Annotated in this window: 14 protein-coding genes; 12 read left to right on the forward strand and 2 right to left on the reverse strand. The window is 63.1% G+C overall.

The window, feature by feature from the left end:
* Positions 1 to 333 precede the first annotated feature (333 nt).
* Positions 334 to 570 (forward strand): DUF2061 domain-containing protein, encoded by a 237-nt coding sequence (locus tag BM408_RS10400; RefSeq protein ID WP_092129723.1) that lies wholly within the window; start codon positions 334 to 336, stop codon positions 568 to 570.
* A gap of 23 nt (positions 571 to 593) precedes the next feature.
* On the opposite strand, the gene BM408_RS10405 is transcribed toward BM408_RS10400, so the two are convergent.
* Entirely contained in the window at positions 594 to 1,709 is a 1,116-nt protein-coding gene (locus BM408_RS10405) for a 5-methyltetrahydropteroyltriglutamate--homocysteine S-methyltransferase (protein WP_092129725.1), read from the reverse strand.
* Between the two features lie 143 nt (positions 1,710 to 1,852).
* On the opposite strand from BM408_RS10405, the gene BM408_RS10410 reads away from it, so the two are divergent.
* From BM408_RS10410 to BM408_RS10460, 11 genes are all read left to right on the forward strand, one after another.
* Positions 1,853 to 2,947, forward strand: a complete 1,095-nt coding sequence (locus tag BM408_RS10410) for an aromatic ring-hydroxylating dioxygenase subunit alpha (RefSeq protein WP_092129727.1) — start codon at positions 1,853 to 1,855, stop codon at positions 2,945 to 2,947.
* Positions 2,948 to 2,970: 23 nt separating this feature from the next.
* Complete coding sequence (locus tag BM408_RS10415) at positions 2,971 to 3,741, forward strand: GntR family transcriptional regulator (RefSeq protein ID WP_371327007.1); 771 nt, start codon at positions 2,971 to 2,973, stop codon at positions 3,739 to 3,741.
* A 10-nt stretch (positions 3,742 to 3,751) separates the two neighbouring features.
* Positions 3,752 to 4,840: a PDR/VanB family oxidoreductase gene (locus BM408_RS10420; RefSeq protein WP_092129729.1), complete on the forward strand. Its 1,089-nt coding sequence runs from the start codon at positions 3,752 to 3,754 to the stop codon at positions 4,838 to 4,840.
* Positions 4,841 to 5,016: 176 nt separating this feature from the next.
* The gene (locus tag BM408_RS10425) at positions 5,017 to 6,189 is read left to right on the forward strand and encodes an ABC transporter substrate-binding protein (protein ID WP_092129731.1); all 1,173 of its coding nucleotides are present in this window, start codon (positions 5,017 to 5,019) and stop codon (positions 6,187 to 6,189) included.
* Between the two features lie 99 nt (positions 6,190 to 6,288).
* Positions 6,289 to 7,161, forward strand: coding sequence for a branched-chain amino acid ABC transporter permease (locus tag BM408_RS10430; protein ID WP_092129733.1), 873 nt, complete (start codon positions 6,289 to 6,291; stop codon positions 7,159 to 7,161).
* 1 nt (position 7,162) lies between these two features.
* Positions 7,163 to 8,134, forward strand: coding sequence for a branched-chain amino acid ABC transporter permease (locus BM408_RS10435; RefSeq protein WP_092129735.1), 972 nt, complete (start codon positions 7,163 to 7,165; stop codon positions 8,132 to 8,134).
* Positions 8,131 to 8,922: an ABC transporter ATP-binding protein gene (locus BM408_RS10440; protein ID WP_092129737.1), complete on the forward strand. Its 792-nt coding sequence runs from the start codon at positions 8,131 to 8,133 to the stop codon at positions 8,920 to 8,922. The genes BM408_RS10435 and BM408_RS10440 overlap by 4 nt, the downstream gene beginning before the upstream one ends.
* The gene (locus BM408_RS10445; protein WP_092129739.1) at positions 8,915 to 9,631 is read left to right on the forward strand and encodes an ABC transporter ATP-binding protein; all 717 of its coding nucleotides are present in this window, start codon (positions 8,915 to 8,917) and stop codon (positions 9,629 to 9,631) included. Before BM408_RS10440 ends, BM408_RS10445 begins: the two co-directional genes overlap by 8 nt.
* Before the next feature lie 255 nt (positions 9,632 to 9,886).
* Entirely contained in the window at positions 9,887 to 12,217 is a 2,331-nt protein-coding gene (locus BM408_RS10450) for an NADP-dependent malic enzyme (RefSeq protein ID WP_092129741.1), read from the forward strand.
* A gap of 217 nt (positions 12,218 to 12,434) precedes the next feature.
* On the forward strand, positions 12,435 to 12,812 hold the full coding sequence (locus BM408_RS10455) for a guanyl-specific ribonuclease (RefSeq protein ID WP_092129743.1): 378 nt from the start codon (positions 12,435 to 12,437) through the stop codon (positions 12,810 to 12,812).
* A 54-nt stretch (positions 12,813 to 12,866) separates the two neighbouring features.
* The gene (locus BM408_RS10460; protein WP_092129745.1) at positions 12,867 to 13,316 is read left to right on the forward strand and encodes a barstar family protein; all 450 of its coding nucleotides are present in this window, start codon (positions 12,867 to 12,869) and stop codon (positions 13,314 to 13,316) included.
* A 249-nt stretch (positions 13,317 to 13,565) separates the two neighbouring features.
* On the opposite strand, the gene rsmA is transcribed toward BM408_RS10460, so the two are convergent.
* On the reverse strand, positions 13,566 to 14,336 hold the full coding sequence (gene rsmA, locus BM408_RS10465) for a 16S rRNA (adenine(1518)-N(6)/adenine(1519)-N(6))-dimethyltransferase RsmA (protein ID WP_092129747.1): 771 nt from the start codon (positions 14,334 to 14,336) through the stop codon (positions 13,566 to 13,568).
* Positions 14,337 to 14,439: the final 103 nt, after the last annotated feature.

The raw sequence follows: 14,439 nt of genomic DNA on the forward strand, positions 1-14,439 counted from the left end.
AGAGCAGGACCTTTCAGATCAGAGTGCAACAAAATGTTGCTCTCTGGTTGTAGTCTTTTGGACTCATCATGTCCAACGCTTTCCTCCGAAATTACGTCGGTTTACCTCGTATGTGTTTGTTTTTTCACACTTATTTGACGGCCGGAGCGCAAGCAGGGATGAGCGGCGCCTAGATGTTTCGATGTGTAAGCACACGGTCTTGTGCGCAATTAACCGGCCACGGAGCCGGCCGGCCTATGGATGGCTTAGCTCAAATCAATTGGCGCAAAGATTAGTCAATAACTACCATTGACTAAGAATCAATTGCTTTTAGCTATTTTGAAGGAGCCGCCAATGACTGAACTTGTACGCACCAACCTGCCGACTTTGAAGAAGACCGCCAGTTATTACGTGGTGCACGTGACGGTGGCGGCGCTGGTGGCCTATGCGGTGACGGGCAATTTCCTGCTCGCGATCACACTGAGCCTGCTGGAGCCGACCGTGCAGGCTTTTGCCTTTTTCTTCCATGAAAAAGCCTGGCAGCGCTGGGGCGGCCAGCGCGTGGCCGACCCCGTGGCGGCTCGCGCCTAGCGCGACGGGGGGCTACGCGCGGCTCAGGCCGTGCCCCAGACCTCGCGTGCGGTCTCGACCACCAGCCGCAGCTTGTTGCGCTGCGCCTCCACGGCGATGTTGTTGCCGTGCACCGTGCTGCTGAAGCCGCACTGCGGTGACAGCGCCAGCTGCTCCAGCGGCGCGTATTTGGCGGCGTCTTCGATACGGCGTTTGAGGTCGTCTTTGCTTTCCATCTCGCCGAACTTGGTAGTGACCAGGCCCAGCACCACCGTCTTGCCCTTGGGCAGGTAGCGCAGCGGGCGGAAGTCGCCGCTGCGGCTGTCGTCGTACTCGAGGAAGTAGGCGTCCAGGTCCATCTCCTTAAGCAGCGCCTCGGCCACCGGCTCGTAGTTGCCGGCCGCAGCATGTGTGCTTTTGAAGTTGCCGCGGCACAGGTGCATGGCCAGCGTCATGCCGGCGGGTTTTTGCGCAACGACCTTGTTGATGAACTTGGCGTAGCGGTGCGGCAGCTCATTGGGGTCATCGCCGCGCTGGCGCGCCGCTTCGCGCATCTTCTCGTCGCACAGGTAGGCCAGGTTGGTGTCGTCCATCTGCACATAGGTGCAACCGGCGGCGGCCAGGCTGCGCAGCTCGTCGCCATAGGCTTTGGCCACGTCGTCATAAAAGGCCGGGTCCAGCTCGGGATAGGCTTCCTTGCTGATGCCGGCGCGGCCGCCGCGAAAGTGCAGCATGGTGGGCGAGGGGATGGTGACCTTGGGCGTGTTGCCCGCGCTGACCTGGCTCTTGAGGTACTGGAAGTCGGCGAGCTGGATGTCCTTGACATGGCGAACCTTGTCGATGACGCGCATCACAGGCGGCGCCAGTTCCATCGTGCCGTCGGGCCGCAGGATGGTGACCGGGATGTCGGTCTTCACGCCGCCGATCTGCTCCAGGAAATCGATGTGAAAGTAGGTGCGGCGGAATTCGCCGTCGGTGATGCTTTTAAGGCCCACGTCTTCCTGGAACTTCACGATCTCGGTGATGGCCTGGTCCTCGACCTTGCGCAGTTGTTCGGGCGTGATCTGGCCTTTGGCTTTTTGCTCGCGGGCTTCCAGCAGGTATTGCGGGCGCAGAAAGCTGCCGACGTGGTCGTAGCGGGCGGGTAGTTTGGCGGTCATGAGAAAGTCTCCGTGCTAACAAGTACAAGGCCCCATGGTATGCCACTCAGAACAATCCTCATTGAATACATAAACTCCGTATTTACCCTGAATTTTGGGCTTCTACTGGAGTTTTAAGCGATTTATGTATACATTGAGTATTCATGAATGCTACGAAATCGACTTTTCCGCTGAACGCCTGGTATGCCGCCGCCTATGACGTGGAAGTCGGCCGCAAGCTGCTGGCGCGCACGATTTGCAAGCAAAAGATCGTGATGTTCCGCCGCACCGATGGCCAGGTAGCCGCACTGGAAGACGCCTGCTGGCACCGGTTGCTGCCGCTGTCCATGGGCACGCTGGAAGGCGACGAGCTGACCTGCGGCTACCACGGCCTGGTCTACAACGCCCAGGGCCGCTGCACCCATATGCCCAGCCAGGAAACGCTGAACCCGTCGGCCTGCGTACGCGCCTTCCCGGTGGTGGAAAAACACCGCTTCATCTGGATCTGGCCCGGTGACCCGGCCAAGGCCGACCCGGCGCTGGTGCCCGACATGCACTGGAACGACGACCCGGACTGGGCCGGCGACGGCAAGCTGATCACCGTGAAGTGCGACTACCGCCTGGTGGTGGACAACCTGATGGACCTGACCCACGAGACCTTTGTGCACGGCTCCAGCATAGGCCAGCGCGCCGTGGCTGAAGCGCCCTTTGTGGCCACGCACGGCGACCGCACAGCCACTGTGACACGCTGGATGGAAAACATTGACGCGCCGCCTTTCTGGGCCGGGCAAATCGAACATGCACGCGGCTACCGCGGCAAGGTGGACCGCTGGCAGATCATCCGATTTGAAGCGCCCTGCACGGTGAACATCGACGTCGGCGTGGCCGAAGCCGGATCGGGTGCGCCGCCCGAGGACGGGCGACCGGGCGACCGCAGCAAGGGCGTCAACGGCTTTGTGCTGAACACAGTGACGCCCGAAACCGATGGCAGCTGCCACTACTTCTGGGCCTTCGCGCGCAATTACTGCCTGGGCGAGCAGCGCCTGACGCACCAGTTGCGCGAAGGCGTGGCCGGCATCTTCCGCGAGGACGAACTCGTGCTGGAAGCCCAGCAGATCGCCATTGACGAGCACCCGGACCACAAGTTCTACAACCTCAATATCGATGCCGGCTCCATGTGGGCGCGGCGGCTGATTGACCGCATGATCGCGCAAGAGGCGCCGCCGGCGCCGGTGATCCCGATCCGCCTTGCGGCCTGACACGAATGACGAAAGTACTGCACATGGCCACCGCCAACAATTCAGCCACAGCTTCCGCTACCCCCAACAGCCTGGAAAGCGCGCAGGTGAGGGCGCAACTGCAGTTGCGCGAAATGATCCTGGCGGGCGAGCTGCCCGGCGGCGCGCGCATCGCCGAGCTGTCCATCGTGGAAAAGCTGGGCGTTTCGCGCACACCGATACGCGCGGCGCTGATGCGGCTGGAGCAGGAGGGCCTGCTGGAATCGCTGCCCAACGGCGGCTTCGCGGTGCGCACGTTCTCCGAACGCGACGTGTCCGAAGCGATAGAGCTGCGCGGCACGATTGAAGGCCTGTCGGCGCGGCTGGCGGCTGAGCGCGGCGCGCCCTCGGTGGTGCTGAACGAAGCGCGTGAATGCCTGAACCGCATCGACGCGGTGCTGAGCCAGCCGGCCCTCAACGACGAAGCGTTCTCCAGCTATGTGGCCCTCAATGAGCGCTTTCACGCGCTGCTCAGCGAGATGGCGGGCAGCGAGGTGATCGCCAAGGAGCTGGACCGTGTGTCCAGCCTGCCCTTTGCCTCGGCTTCGGGCTTTGTGGTGGTGCAGGCCAACTCACCGGGAGCGCGCGACATGCTGATCGTGGCGCAAGACCAGCACCGCCAGGTGCTGGACGCGATTGAGCAGCGCGAAGGCTCGCGCGCCGAGGCCATCATGCGCGAGCATTCGCGCATCGCACAGCGCAACCTGCGCGCCGCGGTGGCCAGCCACAACCTGGACCAGATGCCCGGCGTGCGCCTCATCCGAAAACGCAGCTGAGCGCACCACCATGCGAAGCAACGCCAGCTGGACCGATGCGGTCATTGATTCTTTTGAAGACCTCACGCCGACGGTGCGCGAGTTCCGTATCCGTCCCGCCGGCAGCGAGGGTGTGTCGCGCCATGAACCCGGCAGCCACTTGCAGGTGCAGTTGCTCGTGAACGGCAAGCCGCAGCTGCGTTTCTACTCGCTGGTCGGTGAGCCTGACGGGCAAACATGGCGCATTGGCGTGAAGCGGCTGGACGACGCTGACGGCGGCCGGGGCGGTTCCCGCGCGATGTGGCAGTTGGCCGCCGGCGATCGCCTGCAGGTCAGCGGGCCGCACAACCATTTCCCGCTGGACTTCAATGCGCCGGCCTACCTGCTGGTGGCCGGGGGCATAGGCATCACGCCGCTCGTTGGCATGGCCCAGGCGCTGGCCGGACGCTGTGACCGGTCGGGCAGGCCGCTGCGCATGCTGTACAGCGCGCGCAGCGAGGCCGAGCTGGCTTACGTTGATGCGTTGCGGCACTGCCTGGGCGAGCGGCTGCATGCGGCCGCCGCCACACGCATCAACTTTGCCGCCGAAATCGCGGCGCTGCCGCCGGGTGCGCAAATGTATGTCTGCGGCCCCGTGCCCATGCTGGACGCCGCGCGCCATGCCTGGGAGGCCTCGGGCCGGCCGCCGGCCGACCTGCGTTATGAGACCTTCGGCAACAGTGGGCGTCTTGCGCCGCAGGCTTTTCGCGTGCGGATTCCGCGCCACGCGCTGGACATCACCGTGCCGGCCGACTGCAGCCTGCTGGACGCGCTGGAGCAGGCGGGCGTGGAGGCCGTGTTTGACTGCAAGCGCGGCGAGTGCGGCCTGTGCACACTGGACGTGCTGGCGCTGGACGGCGAGATCGACCACCGCGACGTATTTTTGAGCGAGCACGAGAAACAGGGGAACACGCGGCTGTGCGCCTGTGTCTCACGCGTGGTGGGTTCGGTGACGCTGGACTCCTCCTACCGGCCCGACTTTGGCAGCACAACTTGTGTGCGATCACCGGGCCATGCGCGCGATGATCGCGCAACGTCGGCAGGCGGGCGCCAAACCGGGGGACAGCCAACGACAGAATAAAAGCCATGGGCAGTACCGATTTCGATTTACTTCTCAATTGCTTCTTATGACGACGCTGCTGGCGTTCGCATAAAGAACATTTGTGCAGATACCGCACTCAGACTAGACTCGCACCGTTTTGCAGCCGCATGCCGGGCCGCAGGCGGCAAGCACTGAAAAATCACCAGGAGACAAACATGAAAAAACGCAGCTTTCTTACCGCCGCCGCACTGGCGGCCGCCACATTGGCCGCCGGCCCCGTGCTGGCCCAGGACAACACCTTCAAGATCGGCCTCATCCTGCCGATGACGGGCCAGCAAGCCACCACCGGCCGGCAGATCGAAGCAGCCGCCCGGCTTTACATGGCACAAAACGGCGACACCGTGGCGGGCAAGAAAATCCAGCTCATCATCAAAGACGACACCTCGCTGCCGGACGTTACCCGCCGCCTGGCGCAGGAGCTGGTGGTCAACGACAAGGTTAATGTGCTGGCAGGCTTCGGCATCACGCCCTCGGCCCTGGCCACCGCGCCCATCGCCACGCAGTCCAAGACGCCCATGGTGGTGATGGCGGCGGCGACTTCGAGCATCACGCAGGCTTCGCCCTACATCGTGCGCAGCAGCTTCACGCTGCCGCAGGTCTCGGTCGCGCTGGCCGACTGGGCGCCCAAAAACGGCATCAAGACGGTGGTCACGCTGGTGTCCGACTACGGCCCCGGCATCGACGCCGAAAAATTCTTCAAGGACCGCCTGACCTTCAACGGCGGGCAGGTGACCGACGCACTGCGCGTGCCGCTGCGCAATCCGGACTTCGCGCCCTTCCTGCAAAAGGTGCGGGACAACAAACCTGATGCGCTGTTCGTCTTCGTGCCGTCCGGCGCGGGCGCCGCGGTGATGAAACAGTTCCTCGAGCGCGGCCTGGACAAGGCCGGCATCAGGCTGATCGCCACCGGCGACGTGACGGACGACGACCAGCTCAACGACATGGGCGACGGCGCACTGGGCGTGGTGACCTCACACCACTACTCGGCGGCGCACCCGTCGGCCATGAACAAGAAGTTCGTGGAAGCTTTCTCCAAGGCGAACAAGGGCCTGCGCCCCAACTTCATGGCCGTGGGCGGCTATGACGGCATGCGGGTGATTTACGAAGCGCTCAAAACCAGCAAGGGCCAGGGCGGCGGCGATGCGCTGCTCGCAGCCATGAAGGGCCAGCTGTTTGAAAGTCCGCGCGGCAAGATCTTTATCGACGCGCAGACGCGCGACATCGTGCAGGACGTCTACCTGCGCAAGGTCGAGAAGAAAGACGGCCAGCTTTACAACGTGGAATTTGACGTGATCAAGGACGTCAAGGACCCCGGCAAGGCAAAGTAATTGCACACCCCCGAAGGCGGCGTAGCCGCCCTCCCCCTTGCAGGGGGCAACACCAGCGGCCCGGCAAAGCCGGTTCCGCGGTGTTCCTGGTAAAGACACATGCTCACTCTTCTTTTTGACGGTATCGCCTACGGCATGCTGCTGTTCATCCTGGCAGTCGGCCTGGCGGTGACCATGGGCTTGATGAATTTCATCAACCTCGCGCACGGCGCCTTCGCCATGGCCGGCGGCTACATCACAGTGCTGCTGATGCAGCACTTCGGCGTGCCTTTCTTGCTGTGCCTGCCGCTGGCCTTCATCGGCTCGGCGCTGCTGGGCGCGGTGCTGGAACGCACGCTGTACCGGCCGCTGTACAACAAGCCGCACCTGGACCAGGTGCTGTTTTCCATCGGCCTGGTGTTTATGGCGGTGGCCAGTGTGGACTACTTCGTCGGCTCGACGCAGCAGATCGTGCACCTGCCCGAATGGCTCAAAGGCCGCACCGAGCTCGGCAGCGGCGCCTGGACACTGGGCATGGGCCACTACCGGCTGTTCATCATCGCGGTGTGCGCCGCACTGACGGTGGGCCTGCAGTACGTGCTGACGCGCACGCGCTTCGGCAGCCGCCTGCGCGCTTCGGTCGACGACCAGCGCGTGGCGGCCGGCCTGGGCATCAATGTGAACATCGTGTTCCTCTCGACCTTCGCCATCGGCTCCGGCCTGGCTGGCCTGGGCGGCGCGCTGGGCGCCGAGGTGCTGGGGCTGGACCCGGGCTTTCCACTCAAGTTCATGATCTATTTCCTGATCGTGGTGGCCGTGGGCGGCACCACGTCCATCACCGGCCCGCTGCTGGCCGCGCTGCTGCTGGGCATTGCCGACGTGGCCGGCAAGTACTACATCCCCAAGCTCGGCGCCTTCATCGTCTACAGCCTGATGATCGTGATCCTGATCTGGCGGCCGCAGGGCCTCTTTGTGCGCAAGGCGGGCAAATAATATGAATACCCAGACATCGCTGCTCAAAAGCAGCCGCTGGAAGCCCTGGGAGCCGGTGCTCTGGCTCATCGCTTTCATCGCGCCTGTGCTGCTGCCCAGCCACGCGCTCATCATCAACGAGATCGCCATCGTCGCGCTGTTCGCGGTGTCGCTGGACCTGGTGCTGGGCTATACCGGCATCGTCTCGCTGGGCCATGCGGCCTTCTTCGGCATAGGCGGCTACGCGGCGGCGCTGTTCGCCAAGCTGGTCATGCCCGACCCGCTGGTGGGCCTGGCCGTGGGCATTGGCGCCGCTACGCTGCTGGGCGCCGTCTGCTCGCTCACCATCCTGCGCGGCAGCGACCTGACGCGGCTCATGGTCACGCTGGGCGTGGCCTTGATCCTGCTGGAACTGGCCAACAAGCTTGACTGGCTGACCGGCGGCGCCGACGGCCTGCAAGGCGTGGTCATGGGCCCGCTGCTGGGCCGCTTCGAGTTCGACCTTTCGGGCCGCACGGCCGCCTACTATTCGCTGGCGGTGCTGCTGATTTTGTTCGTGCTGATGCGCCGCCTGGTGCATTCGCCCCTGGGCGCGACGCTCAAAGCGATACGCGACAACCGCCTGCGCGCGATGGCCATCGGCATACCGGTCGCGTCCCGGCTGGCCATCGTCTACACAGTCGCGGCCGGCGTGGCCGGCGCGGCGGGCGCGCTGCTGACGCAGACCACGGGCTTTGCCTCGCTGGATTTGTTTGAGTTCCACCGGTCCGCCGACGTGCTGTTGATCCTGGTGGTGGGCGGCGTAGGCTGGCTCTACGGCGGCGTGGCCGGGGCGATTGTGTTCAAGCTGATGCAGGACGCGCTGTCGTCCATCACGCCGCAGTACTGGACTTTCTGGATAGGCCTCTTCCTGGTGGTACTGGTGCTGGTGGGGCGCGAGCGCCTGGTGCGGCCCTGGACCTGGATCCGGCGCGGGCAAGGAGGCCGGCCATGAGCGCGGCGCCGCAAGGCAACGCGGTGCTGTCCGCGCAAGGCCTGGTGATGCGCTTTGGCGGCATCACCGCCACCCACAACGTGAGCCTGGATTTGCAGCGGGGCGCGCGCCACGCGCTGATCGGTCCCAACGGTGCGGGCAAGACCACGCTGGTCAACCTGCTGACGGGCGTGCTGCAACCGACCGAGGGCCGCATCGTCCTTGACGGCGAAGACATCACACGCCTGGCGCCGCACCAGCGCGTCAAGCGCGGCATGGTGCGCACCTTCCAGATCAACCAGTTGTTCGACTCGCTCACGCCGCTGCAGACACTGGCGCTGGCCGTGTCGCAACAGGCGGGCCTGGGCGCGAAGTGGTGGCAGCCGCTGGGACGCAACCGGGCCGTAGCCGAGCGCTGCGAACAATTGCTGGAGCAGTTTCACCTGAGCGAGGTGATGGACCAGCCGACCCGCGTGCTGGCCTACGGCAAGCGCCGCCTGCTCGAAATCGCGGTGGCGCTGGCCTGTGAGCCGCGCGTGCTGCTGCTCGACGAACCCGTAGCCGGCGTGCCGGCCGGTGAGCGTGAGGAGCTGCTGCAAACCGTGGCCGCGCTGCCCGCCGATGTGTCGGTGCTGCTGATTGAACACGATATGGACCTGGTATTCAGCTTTGCTACCACCATGACGGTGCTGGTCAACGGCGCGGTACTGACTGAAGGCAAGCCCGAGGAAATCGCCGCCGATCCGCGGGTCAAGGCGGTCTATCTGGGCCATGGCGAGGAGCATGGGGAGGAGGTGGCCCATGGCTGAGCTGCTCAAGGTCGACAAACTGCGCGCCGGCTACGGCGAGGCCGTGGTGCTGCACGAGGTGTCGTTCACGCTGGGCGAAGGCCAGACCCTGGCGCTGCTGGGACGCAACGGCACCGGCAAAACCACACTGATCAACACGCTGGCAGGCGCGACGCGGCAGCACGGCGGCGCCATCAGCTTCGGTGCGGGCGCATCCACGGTCGCGCTGCACCAGTTGCCCTCACATGAGCGCGCGGCGGCCGGCATAGGCTGGGTGCCGCAGGAGCGCAACATCTTCAAGTCGCTGACAGTGCATGAGAACCTGACGGCAGTGGCGCGGCCGGGCAAATGGAACACCGACGGCGTGTACGCGATGTTCCCGCGCCTGGCCGAGCGCAAAGGCAACCTGGGCACACAGCTGTCGGGCGGCGAGCAGCAGATGCTGGCCGTGGGCCGGGCGCTGGTGCTCAACCCAAGGCTGCTGCTGCTTGACGAGCCGCTGGAAGGCCTGGCGCCCATCATCGTGGAAGAGCTGCTGCGCGCCATACGCCGCATCACCCGCGAAGAAGGCCTGAGCGCCATCATCGTGGAGCAACACCCGCAAGCCATCCTGGCCATTTCCGACAGCGCCGTGGTGCTGGACCGCGGCATGGTTGTGCACACGGGCAAGGCGCAGGCGCTGCGTGAGCAGCCTGAGCGCCTGGACCATTTGCTGGGCGTGGCGCGCTGAGAAGGACTGAGGGGGCTGACTCGCAGCATTGCGGGCGGCCTCTGCTTTTTCCGCTTAAATCACTCAAAAAGCGACTACGCGCCGCTATCGTGAAACAGTTTTGCGGTAAAACGGCTTTGGGTGCTGAAAAGTCAAAAGCGATGCACCTTTTTGCGTAGATTCACTTACTAGGGTTTTCCCGTCCAGGGGCCTACAATCGCAGACCTTACAAGAAATTGACGGTCACCCCGACCGTTTCCGCTGGAGACTTTCCTGATGCCGACACCATCCGCTGCGACGCCCAATAACGGTGAAGCCAACCGCGAAGAAAAACGCGCAGAGCTGCGCCGCGCCGCACTTGAATACCACGAGCTTCCTACCCCCGGCAAGATAGCCATCGCGGCCACCAAGCAGCTGACCAATCAGCGCGACCTGGCTTTGGCTTACTCCCCCGGCGTAGCGGCTCCTTGCGAAGAGATCGTCAAGGACCCGAACAATGCCTTTAAATACACCAGCCGCGGCAACCTGGTGGCTGTGGTGACCAACGGCACCGCCGTGCTGGGCCTGGGTGACATCGGCCCGCTCGCCGCCAAGCCGGTGATGGAAGGCAAAGGCGTCCTCTTCAAGAAGTTTGCCGGCGTCGACGTGTTCGACATCGAAATCGACGAAAAAGACCCGGCCAAGCTGGTCGACATCATCGCTTCACTTGAGCCGACTTTCGGCGCGATCAACCTCGAAGACATCAAGGCGCCCGACTGCTTTTATGTAGAGCGCGAGTTGCGCAAGCGCATGAAGATCCCGGTGTTCCACGACGACCAGCACGGCACCGCCATCACCGTGGGTGCAGCGGTGCTGAATGCACTCAAGATCGTCGGCAAAGGCCCGGGCCAGGTCAAACTGGTGACGTCCGGCGCGGGCGCGGCGGCCCTGGCCTGCCTGAATTTGCTGCTCAAGCTGGGCATCCAGCGCGAAAACGTGTTTGTGACCGACCTGGCCGGCGTGGTGTACGAAGGCCGCACCGAGCTGATGGATGAAGACAAGATCCAGTTCGCGCAGAAGACCGATGCGCGCACGCTCGCCGACGTGATCGCCGGCGCGGATATTTTCCTGGGGCTGTCGGCCGGCGGCGTGCTCAAGAAAGACATGGTCGCCAAAATGGCTGCCAAGCCCATCATCCTGGCGCTGGCCAATCCCAACCCGGAAATCACACCGGAAGACGTGCGGACCGTGCGCGACGACGCCATCATGGCAACCGGCCGCACCGATTACCCCAATCAGGTCAACAACGTCCTGTGCTTCCCTTATATCTTCCGCGGAGCACTGGATGCCGGCGCCTCCACCATCACGGTTGAGATGGAAATCGCTGCGGTTCACGCCATTGCCGAGCTGGCGCAAGCCGAGCAAAGCGAGGTCGTGGCGGCCGCCTATGTGGGTGAAAAACTCGCGTTCGGCCCGGAATACCTGATTCCCAAGCCCTTCGATCCGCGCCTCATGATGAAGATCGCGCCTGCGGTAGCCCAGGCTGCGGCCGACAGCGGCGTGGCCTTGCGGCCCATCCAGGACATGAATGCCTATCGCGAGAAGCTGCAAAGCTTTGTCTACGCCTCGGGCACCGTGATGAAGCCGATCTTTGCGGCGGCCAAAGCAGCAACCCGCAAGCGTGTGGCCTATGCCGAAGGCGAAGAAGAGCGCGTTCTGCGCGCGTGCCAGATCGTGGTGGACGAAGGGCTCGCACGGCCCACACTGATTGGCCGGCCCGCCATCATTGCCCAGCGCATCGAAAAATTCGGCTTGCGCCTGAAGGAAGAACTTGACTACGACGTGGTCAACGTCGAGCAGGACCATCGCTACCGCGATTTCTGGCAGACCTACCACCGCATGATGGAGCGCCGCGGCGTCACGGTGCAGATCGCCAAGATCGAAATGCGCCGCCGCCTCACCTTGATCGCCGGCATGCTGTTGCACAAGGGCGACGTGGACGGCCTGATCTGCGGCACCTGGGGCACGACGGCCCATCACCTGGACTATCTGGACCAGGTCATCGGCAAGCGCGAAGGCGTCAACACCTACGCATGCATGAACGGCTTGCTGCTGCCCAATCGCCAGGTCTTCCTGCTCGACACGCACGTCAATTGCGACCCGACGGCGGAACAGCTGGCTGAGATCACCACCATGGCAGCCGAAGAAATGATGCGCTTCGGCATCAAGCCCAAAGCGGCTTTGCTGTCGCATTCGAACTTCGGCTCGACCAACTCACCCAGCGCATTGAAGATGCGCCGGACACTGGAGTTGCTGCGCGAACGTGCCCCCTGGCTCGAGGTTGACGGTGAAATGCACGGCGATATGGCGCTGGACGCCGACGCGCGCGCGCTCATCATGCCCAACAGCACGCTGGCCGGCGAGGCCAACCTGCTGGTGCTGCCCAATATTGATGCGGCCAATATCTCGTACAACCTGCTCAAGACCGCAGCAGGCGGCAACATCGCCATTGGCCCCGTGCTGCTGGGCGCCAACAAACCCATGCACATCCTGACTGCCACCGCTACCGTGCGCCGCATCGTCAACATGACAGCACTGACTGTTGCCGATGCGAATGCGGCCAGATAAGCCCCAATTAGATAGCTAGCACTAACTTATTGAGACTTAAGTCCCCACCTTTACTGCCTAAATTTTCAGCAGCCACTTGCGTTTTTTGCCCATATGCGGCAAACTACCTCTCTTGAAATTTAAGGGTTAACCCGAAATCGGCGGGTTGACCTTAGGCTCCAGGAAAGGCTTCTTTTTCATGTTGCGCAATGGGTGGGGGCATCGGCAGGCAGCCAGAATGGCAGCACTGCTGGTCTTGGCAACAGGCCTTAGCGGGCTGATCCCCAGCATGGTGCAAGCCAAAGGCCCGGTTTATTCGGCCTCGGCTGACACCATTGCAGTGGCCCAATTGCCCCCGCAGGGGCGCGACATGATGACGCTGATTTACCAGGGTGGGCCGTTCAGGCATGAGAAGGACGGCGTGGTGTTTGGCAACCGGGAGCGACTTCTTCCCGCCAAAAATCGCGGCTACTACCGTGAGTACACCGTCAGAACGCCCAATGAGCGCAGCCGGGGCGCCCGGCGCATCGTTTGCGGTGGCATGAGACCCGCCGTTCCGGACGCCTGTTATTACACCGACGACCACTATGCGAGTTTTCGCAGAATCGTTCAGTAAATTGAACTGTGGTTGTTATTTTGAGTTTTTGACTTAAGAGAAAGAGTAGCGGAGATGGATACACCACTTCGTCGGGACAACGAGACGCCTTTGCGCAAGGACGGTGAAACGCCGTTGCGCGGCGTGCGTCCCAACATCGTTCAATCGATACGGGCCTTCCGTGTGCAGGATCTGCAGGATGCCGCGACACAATTGAACCAGCACTTCCTGTATGCCAATCTGGGCAATGCCCAGAGCAAGCAGGACGTCCTGGACATGATTGCCGCGCAGTACACCTTTCCTGCTCATTTCGGCAAAAATTTTGACGCCCTGTATGACTGCATGACGGACCTGGTCCACAAGTCCGGCCCGCAGCCCGGCTTCATCGTCGTGCTTGAGCAGATTCCGGCCAACGCCAAATTTGACAAAGAAGCGCGCGAGCAGCTGCTCGATATCTTCCGGGACGCCTCGGACTACTGGGCGGATCGCAAGATACCGTTCAGATGTTTCTATTCTTTTCTGTAGCCCGCTCCCCAGACATCGGCCAAGGGGATCGGGCGAATGAGGCCCAGCAAGCAGTTGCAGAAGGTGAAGAAGCCATGCCTACCGACAAACTGGTAGACGTGTCACCACTGGCGCTGCGCATGAGCAGCCCGTTTAATGCGGGTTATTGGCTCGCAGCTGCTTAAAGCAAAACGACATCGGTGCCCACCGGGCACCCGTAAAAAAGCCCGTCTCTGACGGGCTTTTTTTATGCCGGACGCTGAAGGCCTTTCAGCCGGCGAGCGCTTGCGCCAGGGCGACATACTCGGCCACCGGCACTTCCTCAGCCCGGCGCTGCACATCAAAAACACCGCCAAAGGCCCGCGCCGCAAGCCATTGCCCCAGCGTATGGCGCAGCAACTTTCGGCGCTGGCTGAAAGCCACTTGCACCAGTTCACTGAGAAGTTTGACGTCCAGCGCCACCGGAACCGCATGCGGCACCATGCGCACCACCGCGCTGTCTACCCGCGGAGGCGGGTCGAAACTCTGCGGCGGCACAAAAAGAACGTTTTCCATGGCGTAGCGCCATTGCAGCATCACGCTCAGCCGCCCATAGTCGCTGGTGGCAGGAGACGCCACCATGCGGTCTATCACTTCTTTTTGCAGCATGAAGTGCTGGTCTTCAATCACGTCGACCGCATCGAGCAGGTGAAACAGGATGGGCGTCGAGATGTTGTACGGGAGGTTGCCGACAACCCGCAACTTTTGCCCCTGCGCGCCGGCAGTTTCCGCCAGCTGCCTAAAGTCCACTTTCAGCACATCTGACTCGACCACATTCAATTGGGGATGCTCCCGCAACTGCCGGGCGAGGTCGCGGTCCAGCTCGATGACCGTCAGGCGCCCGAGCCGCTCCACCAGCGGTTGGGTCAAGGCAGCCAGGCCGGGGCCAATTTCCACCATGGCCTGGCCGGCCTTCGGAGCAATCGCGTGCACGATGCCCTCGATGATGCCCTGGTCGGTCAGGAAGTGCTGGCCAAAGCGTTTGCGTGCGATGTGCTTCACAGTAGAGCGGCCTTATGCGTTAACCCAGCATGAGCCGCGGAACCGGCTTTGCCGGGCCGCAGGCGGGCGGCCCCCTCGGGGGGCAGGGAATTACACGAAGTGA

The sequence above is a fragment of the Polaromonas sp. YR568 genome (genome assembly GCF_900116715.1).
Lineage (GTDB): Bacteria > Pseudomonadota > Gammaproteobacteria > Burkholderiales > Burkholderiaceae_C > Polaromonas.

What these genes read in the sequence shown, in the direction of transcription:
- BM408_RS10430 (WP_092129733.1), top strand. Translation starts at nt 6,289, where the DNA reads ATGCTCACTCTTCTTTTTGACGGTATCGCCTACGGCATGCTGCTGTTC.
- BM408_RS10440 (WP_092129737.1), top strand. Translation starts at nt 8,131, where the DNA reads ATGAGCGCGGCGCCGCAAGGCAACGCGGTGCTGTCCGCGCAAGGCCTG.
- BM408_RS10400 (WP_092129723.1), top strand. Translation starts at nt 334, where the DNA reads ATGACTGAACTTGTACGCACCAACCTGCCGACTTTGAAGAAGACCGCC.
- BM408_RS10405 (WP_092129725.1), bottom strand. Translation starts at nt 1,709, where the DNA reads ATGACCGCCAAACTACCCGCCCGCTACGACCACGTCGGCAGCTTTCTG.
- BM408_RS10435 (WP_092129735.1), top strand. Translation starts at nt 7,163, where the DNA reads ATGAATACCCAGACATCGCTGCTCAAAAGCAGCCGCTGGAAGCCCTGG.
- BM408_RS10445 (WP_092129739.1), top strand. Translation starts at nt 8,915, where the DNA reads ATGGCTGAGCTGCTCAAGGTCGACAAACTGCGCGCCGGCTACGGCGAG.
- BM408_RS10415 (WP_371327007.1), top strand. Translation starts at nt 2,971, where the DNA reads ATGGCCACCGCCAACAATTCAGCCACAGCTTCCGCTACCCCCAACAGC.
- BM408_RS10425 (WP_092129731.1), top strand. Translation starts at nt 5,017, where the DNA reads ATGAAAAAACGCAGCTTTCTTACCGCCGCCGCACTGGCGGCCGCCACA.
- BM408_RS10455 (WP_092129743.1), top strand. Translation starts at nt 12,435, where the DNA reads ATGGCAGCACTGCTGGTCTTGGCAACAGGCCTTAGCGGGCTGATCCCC.
- BM408_RS10420 (WP_092129729.1), top strand. Translation starts at nt 3,752, where the DNA reads ATGCGAAGCAACGCCAGCTGGACCGATGCGGTCATTGATTCTTTTGAA.
- BM408_RS10410 (WP_092129727.1), top strand. Translation starts at nt 1,853, where the DNA reads ATGAATGCTACGAAATCGACTTTTCCGCTGAACGCCTGGTATGCCGCC.
- BM408_RS10450 (WP_092129741.1), top strand. Translation starts at nt 9,887, where the DNA reads ATGCCGACACCATCCGCTGCGACGCCCAATAACGGTGAAGCCAACCGC.
- BM408_RS10460 (WP_092129745.1), top strand. Translation starts at nt 12,867, where the DNA reads ATGGATACACCACTTCGTCGGGACAACGAGACGCCTTTGCGCAAGGAC.